Source organism: Bacillus taeanensis (assembly GCF_003318295.1).
GTDB classification, from domain to species: domain Bacteria; phylum Bacillota; class Bacilli; order Bacillales; family UBA6769; genus Maribacillus; species Maribacillus taeanensis.
In genome coordinates, this window is the sequence record NZ_QOCW01000003.1 from 14,961 (window position 1) to 29,783 (window position 14,823).

At 39.3% G+C, this 14,823-nt stretch carries 11 protein-coding genes; all 11 read right to left on the reverse strand.

Features of this window, described 5'->3' with window-relative positions; translation table 11 throughout:
• Positions 1-31: 31 nt before the first annotated feature.
• The 11 genes from DS031_RS04115 to DS031_RS04165 all read right to left on the reverse strand — a co-directional run bounded on the left by DS031_RS04115 (position 32) and on the right by DS031_RS04165 (position 14,458).
• The gene (locus DS031_RS04115) at positions 32-853 is read right to left on the reverse strand and encodes a sugar phosphate isomerase/epimerase family protein (protein WP_113804668.1); all 822 of its coding nucleotides are present in this window, start codon (positions 851-853) and stop codon (positions 32-34) included.
• A 44-nt stretch (positions 854-897) separates the two neighbouring features.
• The gene (locus DS031_RS04120; RefSeq protein ID WP_113804669.1) at positions 898-2,655 is read right to left on the reverse strand and encodes a thiamine pyrophosphate-binding protein; all 1,758 of its coding nucleotides are present in this window, start codon (positions 2,653-2,655) and stop codon (positions 898-900) included.
• Complete coding sequence (locus DS031_RS04125) at positions 2,652-2,864, reverse strand: hypothetical protein (RefSeq protein WP_142675749.1); 213 nt, start codon at positions 2,862-2,864, stop codon at positions 2,652-2,654. Before DS031_RS04125 ends, DS031_RS04120 begins: the two co-directional genes overlap by 4 nt.
• 101 nt (positions 2,865-2,965) lie before the next feature.
• Positions 2,966-4,423, reverse strand: a complete 1,458-nt coding sequence (locus DS031_RS04130; protein ID WP_113804671.1) for an aldehyde dehydrogenase family protein — start codon at positions 4,421-4,423, stop codon at positions 2,966-2,968.
• A 448-nt stretch (positions 4,424-4,871) separates the two neighbouring features.
• Positions 4,872-5,888, reverse strand: coding sequence for a LacI family DNA-binding transcriptional regulator (locus DS031_RS04135; RefSeq protein WP_113804672.1), 1,017 nt, complete (start codon positions 5,886-5,888; stop codon positions 4,872-4,874).
• Positions 5,889-5,981: 93 nt separating this feature from the next.
• Complete coding sequence (locus tag DS031_RS04140; protein ID WP_113804673.1) at positions 5,982-7,259, reverse strand: TRAP transporter large permease; 1,278 nt, start codon at positions 7,257-7,259, stop codon at positions 5,982-5,984.
• Entirely contained in the window at positions 7,260-7,814 is a 555-nt protein-coding gene (locus tag DS031_RS04145; RefSeq protein WP_113804674.1) for a TRAP transporter small permease, read from the reverse strand.
• A gap of 59 nt (positions 7,815-7,873) precedes the next feature.
• Positions 7,874-8,878 carry a TRAP transporter substrate-binding protein gene (locus tag DS031_RS04150; RefSeq protein ID WP_113804675.1) on the reverse strand — a complete coding sequence of 335 codons (1,005 nt, stop codon included), beginning with the start codon at positions 8,876-8,878 and terminating at the stop codon, positions 7,874-7,876.
• Between the two features lie 540 nt (positions 8,879-9,418).
• Positions 9,419-9,985: a shikimate kinase gene (locus tag DS031_RS04155; RefSeq protein WP_113804676.1), complete on the reverse strand. Its 567-nt coding sequence runs from the start codon at positions 9,983-9,985 to the stop codon at positions 9,419-9,421.
• Positions 9,986-10,310: 325 nt separating this feature from the next.
• Positions 10,311-11,576, reverse strand: coding sequence for a 2-oxoglutarate dehydrogenase complex dihydrolipoyllysine-residue succinyltransferase (gene odhB / locus DS031_RS04160; protein WP_113804677.1), 1,266 nt, complete (start codon positions 11,574-11,576; stop codon positions 10,311-10,313).
• 14 nt (positions 11,577-11,590) lie between these two features.
• Complete coding sequence (locus DS031_RS04165) at positions 11,591-14,458, reverse strand: 2-oxoglutarate dehydrogenase E1 component (RefSeq protein ID WP_113804678.1); 2,868 nt, start codon at positions 14,456-14,458, stop codon at positions 11,591-11,593.
• Positions 14,459-14,823 lie beyond the last annotated feature (365 nt).

The following is a 14,823-nucleotide window of genomic DNA, read 5'->3' on the forward strand; positions in this document are numbered from 1 at the left end:
TTCATTTTCTTCGACGTTATGCTGGTATATATCATGTATAAATTAAATGGTTATTAATATAAGTCTTTGCAGTTTGCAAGCAGCGTCTTGCATGCTCCTCATAACCTAACTCTTGAGCACGCTTGTCATGCGGCAGTTCAATTGAATAAGGAATATTAGGAATTTTATTCAAAATACTCGCAATATCAATACCGCCCTCTCCTACATACAAACGTTCCTCACGAAGAATTCTTGTCATCTCTTCTTTTGACTCAGGAATTTTTCCTGGCGCATCGCAAAGGTGAAGATATCGGAACCATTCACGCGGTACTGTATCTAGAGCCTCTACCTTGTCACCTGAGCGATGAAAATGATGGATATCAATCATTAGACCGGCATTTTCCTCATTTACCGTCCGAAGAACATCAAGAGTTCCCGCAAGGTTATAAACACTAGCAATAGGAACAAATTCTAGCTCTACTGTTAATCCAAAAGGCTTAGCTAATTCACAAAGTTCAGCAAAACGTTCAATATAATAACTGCGATCATCTGTCCAAATGCTGCTAAGAATATGACGCCCGCCGAGCTCAGCCGCAACTTCCATAGCAGGTAAATAGTTTTTTAAGTCGACTCCATCATAGATTCGTGCTAGTTCAATATCAAGAAGCTTAACCCCCGTTGCAGAAAGTGCAGCTTTCGTTTGCCGCATCATCTCCTTATTCTCCGCTAATGCATAGTTAGGTTCACTAGGAAGTCCCATATAAATGGGTCTCAAACTAACGAAATCATAGCCGGATCGAGCGGCAATATAAGTCATTTCAGGAGGTTCACAGCCGAGAACGGTAAGATGGGCGAGGGAAAACTGAGTTGTCATCTTTTTCTCCTCCTAAATTTTTAGATTTCACTAAACTTTTTTTATTAAAGGGAAACGTGATGAACTTTCTTATCAGGTGAATAAATGTCCATGATGTTCCAATGTCCTGCCGTTGGAACCGGGTTGTTTAACATCGCCACATCAATGACAAACGGCTTGTTGGACGCAATGGCTTTTTCGAGAGCCGGTTTAAATTCTTCCGCCGCTTCAATTTTAATGCCTTCGACTCCATATGCTTTCGCGACGCTTGCGAAGTCCGGTGAATACGCTTCTCCATTTCGCTGAAACACCGTCCCAAGCGTTGTGCCGTAATGGGCTTTCTGCAAACCGGCAATCGTACCGAACGCATAGTTATTCATGACCACCCACACGACTGGGATATTTTCCTCGGCTGCTGTCGCAAGCAGGGCCGGGTTTTGACCAAAGCCGCCGTCACCTACTAAAGACACAACAACACGATCCGGCTGCGCAATTTTTACGCCTAGTGCCGCCGGCGCTCCAAAGCCCATTGTTGCGTAGCCGCCTGGTGTTAAAATCGTACCCGCTTCATAAATCGGGAACTGCTGACCGACACCGTTTTTATTCCAACCCACATCGGTTGTAATGTACGCATCTCTTGGCAGCACCTCACGCACTTCTTCTAAAATGCGCTGCGGCTGCATTGGGTAACAGTTATCTTGGATATACTGCTGATTGCTTTGTTTAAACTCTTGACGATACCGGACAATTTCCTGCTTTAATGCTTCATTTTTCAAGCCGTTTGGTACCATCTCTTTCGCAACGCGGTTTAATACGGTAAGCGCCTGTTTTAAATCCGCAACCGCGCCGATTTCTACCGGGTAGTTGCGGCCGATTTCACTTGGATCAATGTCAATTTGGATTAATTTCGTTGGCGGGAAGTTAAACGTATACTCCGATTCCCACGAACTTGAATCCGCTTCTGCAAAACGAGTCCCTAACGCGAAAATATAGTCAGCTTCTTTACATTGATCGTTAATGAACTTTGTCCCCCAAAATCCGGTCATGCCGAGCGTTAGTGGGTGATCATCGGATACGGCGCCTTTCCCCATTAACGAATGAGCAACCGGAATTTCCAAATGATCGACAAGCGCTCTCAACTCTTCCGCCGCATCGGCTAACATAATTCCGCCGCCAACATAGAAAAGCGGATTTTTTGCATCGAGTAACGTTTGAATGATGTGTCGCGCTGTCTCATCATCAATTGATGGCTTTTGAAGCGATTTTGTATGATGCTTCAAGCGCTCAAATAAGGAGACATCGACTTCTTTTGAGAAAATGTCCATCGGCACCGATACTAAAACAGGTCCCGGGTTGCCGCTTTCAGCTAACTGGAATGCCTTTTCAATAATTTCTGGGAATAAATCTGGACGTTCCACGCGCCACGCACGCTTGACAAACGGGCGGTAAATTTCATACTGTGACGCATCGGCATGAAGATTCACTTCTTGGTGTGGGTGCTTGCCGTAGTAATGACTTGGAACATCCCCAGCGATGACCACCATCGGAATTGAATCGAGGGCGGCATTGGCAACCCCTGTCGCCGCATTCGTTAACCCTGGACCTAAGTGGCTTAATAACACAGACGTTTCTTTTTTCGCGCGGGCATAACCATCCGCCATATGAGCGGAAATTTGTTCATGCCTTACATTCACAAATTTAATTGAACTGCATTCTAACGCTGTTAGAACTGCAATATTTGTATGACCGCAAAGCCCAAAAATATGTTCCACACCGCGGTTTTCAAGATACTTCACAAGTTGATGGGAAATAAGATCGTTCATGAATGGGATTCCTCCTTAAAATCTAAAATAATTTTGCCGTATTCTCCGGACACAGCCGTTTCATAGGCGCGTTTATATTCTTGATACGGAATAATATCCGAAATAATCGGTTCCACCTTAAAACCATCCTGTTTTAAGTAATGAAGCGTTTGTAGGAAATCGTCCGGAAAATCATAAATAATACTGCCGTAAATGAGTTTCACTTTCACTTCAACTGCCGATCATTTTTTAAATAAGAGCATGAGTGTTAGGTATCACTCATGCCTTTACTTGTGTCGTTCATTGTCCTCATCTAAATAATCAGTACTTCTTATTCATGATCCGGAAGCTGCAGGACAATCATTTTTGTTTCCGTCATATCTTCAATTGCATAACGCGGGCCTTCACGACCAATACCGCTGTTCTTCACACCGCCGTACGGCCAATGATCAAGACGGAAGTTCGATGTACCGTTAATTACCACACCACCCATTTCAAGCGCGTGTGCAAATTGATAAGCCACGTCCATTTGGTTTGTAAAAATTCCTGCCTGCAGACCAAAGTCCGAGTTATTTGTTTCTTCAATGGCTTCTTCAATTGTTTCATAAGGAATAATATTAACGATTGGTCCAAATACTTCTTGGCAAACGACTTTACTATTTTTTGATGAATTTAATAAAATAGTAGGCTCTACCGCTGCCCCACGCTGCTTGCCGCCGTGTACTAATTCAGCACCTAACTGAACAGCTTCATGAATCCATTCCACAATTCGATCTGCATTTTTCTTATCAACTAAGCTTCCAATATCTGTATCGGACAAGAGCGGGTCACCAATTTTAAGTTGTGAGACATGTTCCTTTAAGAGTTCGGTAAACTGAGGAACAATTGATTGATGAACATAAATACGCTGCACTGAAATACAACTTTGCCCTGAATTGCTGAATCCTGTTCTCGCACAAAGCGCCGCGGCACGGTTTAAATCGGCATCTTCATGAACAACTGTTGCCGCATTTCCGCCCAATTCAAGGAGCACTTTTTTCATACCCGCTAATTCGCAAATATTTTGGCTGGCAACTGTTCCTCCAGTAAAGGAAATGACATTGACGCGATCATCTTTAACAATTTGTTGGCCAACTTCTCTTCGACCGATCACCATATTCACGGCATTTTTAGGTAAACCAGCTTCTAACATGAGCTTTAAGAATTCAGTTGCAATTAAAGTTGTTGGAGTAGCTGGCTTTAAAATAACGCTGTTTCCTGCCGCAAACGCTGGACCAACTTTATGACAGACAAGGTTCAGCGGTGCATTAAATGGCGTAATCGCCGCGACCACACCAACCGGAACGCGGAACGTAGAAGCTATTGCTTTTGTTCCTCGTTCAGATGCATCGCCTGGAATCGTTTCTCCAATAAGCCTTTTTGCTTCTTCCCCTGATTGTTCAAGCGTTTCAATCGAACGCGACACTTCATCACGGGTATTTTTTAACGGTTTTCCTAACTCAAGTGAAATTAGTTTTGCAAAGCGCTCTTTCTCTTGCTCCAGCAGCAAAGCAGCTCTTTTTAAAATTTTTGCACGTTCATGAGACGGGATTCTAGCAATCTCTTTTTTAGCTGCAAATGCTGATGCTAAAGCTTTCTCAACATCTTCTGCCGTTACAATTACTTGTTCACCAATGATTTCTCCTGAATATGGGCTTTTAATAGGTGCCGTATCACGATTTGAAGTAATCCATTCCCCATTAATATAAGGATGTGCTTTTTTGAAACTTATGTTTGTTACGTTTGTCATTTCCATCACCTGCTCTTATAATTTTTAAAGAAAAAAGCTGACTATTTTGTTTAATCCTTTCTAAATAACTGGCCATTTATTTAGATCGATCTAAATAGTAAGTAAAAAATATCCTGATTATTGTAAAAAACTCTAAAAACGCTTTTTTGTTTCTATAAATACTTTTATTAAAGACTGTTTTTTAGAAGAAACTTGTTATTCAATTATAAGATTAGTAGATCGATCTAATAACACGATAAAAAAATATCTTTAAAACTCTCTCACACCTTTCTTTCTAACTAAATTATTAATTTTTACCAACGTGTTAAGTTAATCACTCTTATTAACCTTTTGTTGGAAGCGTTATCATCATGGTATAATAAATTTTTAACACTTGCAATACTATTTATTGATTTTTTAAAAATTAAATTTAATAAACAAATCCTATGTTCTATATACTGCTCTTACTTTAAGAAGAATCGCGAACAACAAGCTCTGGCTGTAAGATCATACGCTGACGTTCACGCAGTGGATCGACAATGCGTTGATGCAAAAGATCAGCAGCATATGTACCAATAAGCCGTGCAAATGACGAGACAGTAGTAAGCGGCGGATTTGAAATAGATGCTTCCTGAACATCATCAAGGCCAACGACTGCCATATCTTCACTAGGAACTAGCCCTCGATCTCTTAAGCCCTGCATGACGCCAAATGCTACAAGATCGTTAAAACAAAAAGCAGCTGTCGGTGGATTCGGATCATTTAGAACCTGCTGTAATGCTTTTTTTCCACCTTCTCGAGTCACAGCGTTTTCTATCACCAGCGCTTCATCAATTTGTAATCCTACTTGTTGAAGAGCTGTACAATATCCTTTTTTACGTTCCTGCCAAGCAGAAGATTCAGAGGAACCGCCTAAAAAGGCAATCCTCCGATGTCCTTTTCGAATAAGATGACCAACAGCCATCTGTGCGCCAATTTTATAATCAATTCCTACATAATCACAACTTACGTCCGGAAGTTCTCGAACCGCATGTACAATTGGAATATCCCACTGCTTAATGCGCTCAATCGTTTCTTTTAAACTATCCGAAACAGGGCAGAGAATAACTCCCCCAACTCTATGTTCAAGCATCGTAGAAAGAAGTTTGTCCTGCTTCGCATCTAAATCAAATGTCGTACCTAAAACCACAGTGTATCCATGCTTTTCTAATGCATGATGGACACCTATAAGCAGTTCAGAAAAAAACGGATTTGCTATATCTGTAATAATTAATCCTATCGTTGAAGAACGCTGTGATCTTAAATTGGCAGCAATACGATCGTAAACATACCCTAATTCCGTCATAGATTTTAACACTTTATTGCGCGTAGCTTTAGAAATATTTTGGCTGTTGCGTACAGCAAGTGAAGCAGTTGCCCGAGAAACCCCTGCATGTTCGGCTACTTCCTGTAAAGTAACACGTGAGTATTTTTTTTTCGTTTTCATCGCTGCATCACCTGCTTAAAGCACCCTTTAATTATTTTAAAACTACCACTCAGTTTATTAATCTTTTTAAAAAAATGTAAGCAAATTTAGAAATTACTCAAACCATCCTACCGGAATAGTTACAAGAGATGGGAATAAAATGAGAAAAATAAGCACTACTACTTCTACTAATAAAAACGGCCAAATCCCCTTCATAATAGATTGGATATCAATTTTCCCTACACCGCTCGCAACGTTTAATACTGTTCCTACAGGAGGAGTTAATAGTCCGATAGAAAGATTAAGAACAAATAATACTCCAAAATATACCGGATCAATTCCTGCTTGAGCAATAATTGGCATTAACACAGGTGTAAGAATTAAAATTGCAGGAGTTAAATCCATCATCATTCCAACTAACAGCACTAATAAATTGATCATTAATAAAAGCATTAAGCGGTTATCAATAAATGGCTGAAGAACATCAGTAACAACCGCCGGAATATTCGCAACCGAAATTAACCACGCTGAAACCATCGCTGCTGCTACTAAAAACATCACAATACTTGTTGTTTTTGCAGAAGCTACTAACACTTTGTACAATTCTTGTATTTTTAATTCCCGATAAACCACTACACCAACAAACAACGCATAAAATGCTGCCACAATACCTGCTTCTGTAGGTGTAAAAATTCCGCCGCGCAGTCCGCCGATAATAATAACAGGAAGAAAAAGAGCCCATAATGCTTGACGAGTAGCGATTAGCATTTCTTTCCCCGATTTACGCGGTAAAACTTCTGCTTTATCTTTTCGAACGACAATTGACCATGTAATAATAAGGCCAATTGCAATCAGAAGACCTGGAACAATTCCAGCGGTAAATAACGCTGTGATCGAAACACCACTTGTTACTCCAAAAAGAATCATCGGAATACTAGGCGGAATAACAGGCGCGATAATTCCCCCTGCTGCAATAAGACCTGTCGAGCGATTACGATCATATCCTGCCTTTACCATCATTGGAATAAGAATTGCACCAAGAGCCGCTGTATCTGCTACTGCTGAACCGGATAAACCTGCAAAAAGCACACTTGCAATAATGGCTACATAACCCATTCCTCCGCGAATATGACCAACAATTGACATTGCAAAATTAATAATTCGAGTCGAAATTCCTCCCGCATTCATTAATTCGCCCGCAAGAATAAAAAACGGAACGGCTAATAACGCAAAACTATCTGCTCCATTAATAAGATACTGTGCAACAATTTGACTATCAAAAATATCAAGATAAATCATTAGCACAACACTACTTGCTAAAAGCGCTAGGGCGATCGGCACCCCAAGCGCCATAACTCCGATAAGTGAACCGACAAATAGAGCTAATGTCATTTACCTTCCCTCCCCAGCCGTTTTTGTTTGCTCATGAAATGAAGAAGCGATTTTCTCTGATTCAGATGCTTTAACAGAATCCTCTAGCGATCCTTTTTGAAAGATTACGCGATAAAGATTAAATAACACAATAACTCCCATTCCAATCCCTGTAATAACTCCTGACGCATAAATAATTGACAAAGACAATCCTGTTGCAGGCGCTGTGCTGCCAATACTGCTTAACGTGAGATGCCAGCTTCCATTAAGAATTAACCATAAGAGATATAAAACGAGCACATTACTTATTACAAAAACAACCCGTTTTGCATTAGACGGCAATTTTTTTATAAAGAGGTCAACACCTAAGTGGCTGTTATCTTTTAGCGCACCGATAGCTCCTAAGAAAACCATCCAAATAAACAGAAAACGGGCAATCTCTGTTGAACCTGCAATACCCAAATTAAAAGCATAGCGCAAAATTACATTTAAAAAAACAAGAATAGACATAATCGTTAAACATAAAGCCATCGTAATATTTAATGCCTTATCAAATACTGAAAATACTTTATTCATTTCTAACACCCCATTTCAGTAATTAAACCTAATGCTGAAAAAACAAATTAATTCTTTCATTATTTAACCGCTTCCAACAGCTTGCTAACAAATTCTTCGCCTATTTCTGATGAATATTTCTCATAAACCGGTTGTACGGCTTCAAACATTTTCTGCAGCTCTTCCTCACCTAATTCTGTCACAACCATTCCTTCTGCTGCTAAGAAAGCATACGCATCTTCGCTTTCCTGCTGATTTAATTCACGCTGGTATTCTTTCGCTTCTTCTGCCGCTTTCGTTACAATTTCTTTTTCTTCATCGGAAAGAGTATTCCAAAACTTTTCGCTGATCATAAATACACTTGCATTATAGATGTGATTCGTTTTCGTTAAGTATTTTTGTACTTCATAAAAATTCCCTGTCGTAATATTTCCAGCTGGATTTTCCTGTCCATCGACGATACGCTGCTCTAATGCTGTAAACAATTCCGGGTATGGAATTGGCGTTGGATTAGCACCGAGCTCTTTCCACATGTCCACATGCAGCTCATTTTCTAATGTTCTAATTTTTAATCCTTTAATATCCCCAACTGTTTTGACTTCTCTTACATTATTCGTCAGCTGTCTAAACCCGTTTTCCCAATAATTTAAACCAATTACACCTTGCTCCGGCAAATCATTCAGCAGTTCTTCACCAATTGATCCGTCTAACACTTCATAAGCCTCTGTTTCGTCTTTAAATAAATAGGGCAAATCAAAAACAGTGAAGCGGCTTTCAAATGAGGCAATAGGGCCTGTTGACATCGTCGTTCCTTGAATGGAGCCGATTTTTAATCCTTCAAATACAACACGATCTCCGCCAAGCTGTCCGTCCGGATACACTTCAACATCAATTGATCCGTTTGTTTCTTTTTCAACAATTTCCTCAAACTTATATAAACCCTGTGTCAAAGAACGATCTTTTGAAGTGGCAACTGCTAATTTCATAGTTTTCGTTCCATCTTTATTTGAATCAGAAGCTTGTCCAGAACATGCTCCAAGAAGTAGTATGCATAGTAATAATGAGAAATTCAATATCTTTTTCACTCGATATCCCTCCGTTATTGTTTAAAAAGTGAATGTATAAAAACTTGATACCTCCTTTTAGCAGGTTATCCAGTGAGCCTTTAAATCTCTTAAAAATAAATGCGTTTTCTTATTATATTTTTTAAAGACAGCGCTCACAAAATAATCAAGAACTTCTTTTTTTAGAGCTGAAAATATTAATTACAGTTGTTTACCTTTCTTATACTCTTTCATTTAAGTAAAGATGAAAACGATTACTATTTTGTTCATAATTAAATGGAGGTAACTATAATAATTAATAATACTCAATAATAGTTAGATCGATCTAAAATTGAAGAAAAACTTCCCGGCCAAAAATAAAAGAGATTCCTTAAATTAGATCGATCCAATTTAATGCTTATTAAAAAATCCCATTAAAGGATAGAACAGATTAAAAGCTTCTCTTTCATTTTTTGAACTTTTAGATCCTTCTTTTATTTTACATGAATTTTTTGAACTTTTCAACGTTAATTATTATAGAACATTTCTCCTATTTTCAGCTAAGAAAACGGACAGCACTGACTATTCACGGTGCGGCTGGTTAATATCCCATGAGAATTTTAGAACGTCAACAATATAATCGGCAACTTCTTCCGCATCTAAGTTATCTGTACTCACTCTTGAATTGTGTAATGAATAAGCTTTTTTTCTTTCTATAAAAAGCTCCTCTATTTCTTTAAACTTCTTCTTCTGAAGGATTGGTCTGCTGTCAATAATTAAATCAAGTCTTTCCTTCCAGTTATCCCACGATAAATCAATTAAAAATACAATGCTGTTAGACAAGCATGCTTTTTTAATTTCTTCTTGAAGAAACGCTCCTCCTCCTAAAGAAACGACTTTCAGACGCTTGTTATTCACAATATCGAGTACAAACTCTTTTTCAATTTTACGAAATTCCTGTTCACCTAATGTTTTAAAAATATCAGAAACACTCATCTCGTACTTTTGTTCAATTTCATGATCAATATCAATAAATTCTCGGTAAAGCTTCTTTGCGATTAATTTTCCAATCGTTGTTTTACCTACTCCCATAAATCCTATTAATACAATATTCATTTCGCGAATTGGGGTTATTCTTTTACTATTCATGAGGTATACACTCTTTCTAAAAAATTGTTGTAATATTTGCTTATTCGCTTTAATGTGAAAACAAAAAATGTTCTTTCAACTAAAAAGGGCGAAATATTCAGATTACATTTTCTATTCCATACTATACTACAAATCATGAATTTAAGAAACAAAAACATTGAATTTATCGCTGCCATGAATAAGTTGAATAGGTACAACCTTCTTAAAATAAGATGGATAGCTTAAATAAATGAATCCCTACTCCTGTTTTTTCGTATAGAGTAGGGATTATAACCTTAATAACCGACTAGAGGACAGTGAAAGAAATAACAGTTTCCCCCCTGTTCTATCCTTCTAACAGCAATGATTCCGGGTCTTCTAGGAGCTGTTTCACTTTTGCTAAAAAGCTTACCGCTTCTTTTCCGTCAACAATACGGTGGTCATAAGAAAGGGCGATATACATCATTGGACGGTTTTCGATTGTGGTTTGATCAATCGCTACCGGACGCCATTGAATGCTGTGCATCCCGAGAATGCCTACCTGTGGGCTGTTTAAGATGGGCGTTGACATCATTGAGCCGTAAATACCGCCGTTTGTTATTGTAAATGTTCCGCCCTGTAACTCGTCCATCGTTAATTTATTTTCTCTCGCTTTATCTGCAAGTCTTGCAATCTCTTTTTCAATTCCCGCAAAGCCAAGACAATCTGCTTCCCGAACGACAGGTACAACTAGTCCACCTTCTGTACCAACAGCAATGCCAATGTCATAGAATTTTTTCAGCACAATTTCATCGCCTTGAATTTCTGCATTTAACGCCGGAAACTTCTTCAGTGCACCAACAACCGCTTTTGTAAAAAACGACATAAATCCGACTTTCACATCATGCTGTTTTAGAAATGCTTCATTACGGCGTTTTCTGACATCCATAATCGCGGTCATATCTACTTCATTAAAGGTTGTTAACATTGCTGCTGTGTGCTGTGCTTCCACAAGCCGTTTCGCAATCGTTTGACGGCGGCGCGACATTTTCACTCGTTCCACAGGCTTTTCAGATCCAGTTGAAGCACTTACCGGCTGCTGAGCTTTTCGATTTTCTGTTTTTTCATTTTTCGGTAACACTTCTTCTTGCTGCTGCACTGCTCCTCTATCAGCATGCGCTCTAACATCTTCTTGTCTAATACGCCCTAACAAGTCTGTTGTTTTTACTTCATTTAAGTTAATGTTCAGTTCTCTTGCCAGCTTTCTTACTGCAGGAGATGCCAGTGGGCGCTGCTGTTTAGAGACTGCTGTTTCGTTCTTTTCCTCTTCCACATTTGAAGCTTTACCCGTACTTTCTTTTTGTTTAACGGGAGCTACTTCGTTTAGATCTTCTTCAATGCCCTCTGCTAGAAAAGCAATAACTTCATCAACTTCAACTGTATCGCCTTCCCCTTTTAAAATTCCCTTAATAATTCCTTCGCTCTCAGCACTTACCTCTATATTTACTTTATCTGTTTCAAGCTCAACAATATAATCACCTTTTTGAATTTTATCTCCTACTTTAACAAGCCATTGAGCAACTGTTCCTTCTGAAATAGATTCGGCTAGTTCAGGTACTTTCACTTCAATCATTCATAATTCCCTCCCTAATTGTTAATGAGACTTTTTTCTTCTTTATGATGAACATCTAATTTAGATCGATCTACTAACGCTTTATGAAGAATGAGTTCTTGTTCCTTTTTATGAACAGTTGGATTACCGCCTGCAGGACTTGAACGCTCAGGGCGTCCAATATAACTTACCGTTACATGATTAGGAGCAGTATCTCTAAGCTTTGCTTCAATATAGTTCCAAGCTCCCATGTTTTTCGGTTCTTCCTGCACCCAAACCACTTCTTTTAAGTTGTTATAACGTTGTAAAATTGCTTCAATATTGTATTTTGGAAATGGATAAAGCTGCTCGACACGAATAATATGAAGCCAATCAGCCTTTTCTTTATTTAGCTCAATTTCAGCAGCAAGATCAATTGCCATTTTCCCGCTTGCTAAAACAAGCCGTTCCACTTTATCCTGCTCTTTTCCAAGTCCCTGCTGCTCTAATACAACTTCAAATCGATCATCACTAAGCGCCGTATGCGGTGAAGAGGTAAGCGTATTTCGCAGCAAACTTTTTGGTGTCATTAATACTAATGGACGAACTTCTTCTTTTCCTAAAACAGCAGATTGACGGCGCAAAATATGAAAATATTGCGCTGCACTTGTGACATTTGCAACCGTCCAGTTATTTTCAGCGGCGAGCTGAAGGTAGCGCTCGATTCGACCGCTCGAATGTTCCGGTCCTTGTCCTTCATATCCGTGCGGCAGAAGCATCACAAGACCGGACTTTTGTCCCCATTTCGCTCTTCCTGCTGAAATAAATTGATCAAAAATAACTTGGGCAGTGTTGGCAAAATCTCCATATTGCGCTTCCCAAAGCACAAGCGTTTCAGGAGAAAATACATTATAGCCATATTCAAATCCAACAACAGAACCTTCAGAAAGCGGACTATTATGAATCGCAAATGATGCTTTTGCCTGCGGAAGAGCATGCAGTGGTGAAAAAATTTCATCTGTATTTGTATCATGCAAAACGAGATGACGCTGTGCAAATGTCCCGCGCTCGGAGTCTTGTCCTGTTAAACGAATCGGCGTGCCTTCACTTAAAATAGATGCAAAAGCCAGCGCTTCAGCTTGAGCCCAGTCCACTTTTCCATTCTCTTCGAAGGCTCCTTCGCGTCGTTTCAATATACGGCTCAGCTTCGGATAAACATTAAATCCTTCAGGCCACTTTAATAAATTGCTGTTGATCTCGCGGAGTTTTTCGAAAGAAACTCCTGTTGGAGTCGATGGAATACCACTTGCAATACGTTTAGGTATCATTACTTCGATTTCTTCGCTTTCCTGATCAGCTCTTGATGCTGTTTCATATTCTAATTTAAGCTTATCCTCTAAATCATGCTGGAGCTTTTCGATTTCTGCAGCTGTTATAATCTTTTCTAACTGAAGCTTCTGACCGTATAATTTGCCGACAGTTGGATGATTACGAATCTGACTATAAATTTTCGGCTGTGTAACCGCTGGATCATCCATTTCATTATGACCAAAGCGGCGGTACCCTACTAAATCAATAAGAAAATCCTTATTAAAACGCTTACGATACTCATATGCCAGCTTTACTGCTGCAAGACATGCCTCAGGATCATCAGCATTAACATGGACAATCGGAATTTCATATCCTTTTGCAAGATCACTCGCATATTTGGTAGAGCGCGAATCATAGCTGTTCGTTGTAAAACCTACTTGGTTATTTGCAATAATGTGAAGGGTGCCGCCTGTTTTATAACCGTTTAATTGACTTAAATTAAGAGTTTCCGCTACAATTCCTTCACCTGGAAATGCTGCATCACCATGAATAATAATGCCAAATGATTTTGTAACATCTTGCTTTGGATACCCAGCTTTACCGCGATCTTCCTGAGCAGCCCTTGTATAGCCAAGCACGACTGGATCAACGAACTCTAAATGACTTGGGTTGTTAGCTAATGTAATATGCGCCTGGACTTCACCCGCTTCTTCAAATGTTTTATCTGCACCGAGATGATATTTTACGTCTCCCGTCCAGCCATAATTTTCAGCAGCAGATTCTTTATTTGGCTTATGCTGAAACTCTGAGAAAATTTTGCTGTATGGCTTTTCTAACACATGGGCAAGCACACTTAGCCGACCGCGGTGAGCCATTCCAACCATAACATGACGGGCACCATGTTGAACCCCTTCAGCAATTGTTGCATCAAGCATTGGTACAAGTGCATCAACTCCTTCAATAGAGAAGCGCTTTTGACCAACAAAAGTGCGATGTAAAAACTGTTCAAAACTTTCTACTTCCGTTAACCGCTTTAAAAGCTTTACTTTCTTTTCCTTGGATAAAGGCTGAGAAAATGCGCCGCTTTCAACAGCTTGATTTAACCACTTACGCTCTTCCTTATGAGGAATATGATTAAATTCATATGCTAACGAATTTGTATAAAGCTCCTGTAAGCGTCCTGCAGCCTGTAGTCCAGTTTGAATATCATCAGGGGAATCTGACCACATCACTTTTGATGGTATCGCTTCCAAATCTGATTCTGTTAGTTCGTATTCTCCTAAATTAAGAAAAGTATTTTCCACTTGATTTGATTCTAATGGATTTACTGCAGCAGTTAAGTGACCATAAGCACGAATATTTTCTAAAAGTTTAGCTGCTTTTACTGCCTTTTCCATCACTTCTGAATAACTTAAAAGACTTTGCGAAGCTGTTGTTTCTTCACCTGCTTGGACTTCTGCTTCAGGGGAACCCCATACTTGAAAAAGTTCTTTTAGTTCCGAGGCAACAGAATCAGAGTCTAATTTATATCTTTCATATTGTTCCATCATATAGCCAAGATTTGGACCGTGAAACCTCTGCCATGGATTTTGTTTTACGTTCTTACCTGTCATTTAACAATACCTCCCATACCATTAAGATTGCTCCGGATTGTCTAACCTTGTTTAAAGAAATAATCTATCGTTTTTGGAAAGAGTACCCCTTCCTCAAGGAATGTGAAGGGCGATTGCCCAATCAGTAGGGAGGGGGTGAATTTCCATCATTTATTACGAACGCAAGTACGTAATAAATGATATAATAATCGTTGTACATCCTTGTACATGCTCATTGAAAACTGAACATATAAGGTTGTAGCAGGAAAAGACGCTCTGCTGTGTAAAATGTTCAAGCCTAGAGAAGCCGAAAATGCGTGATACATGACTAGCACAACGTGTGAAAATGTTGCAGTAGGCTTATTAAAAGAAGTCTCAAAGGCAAG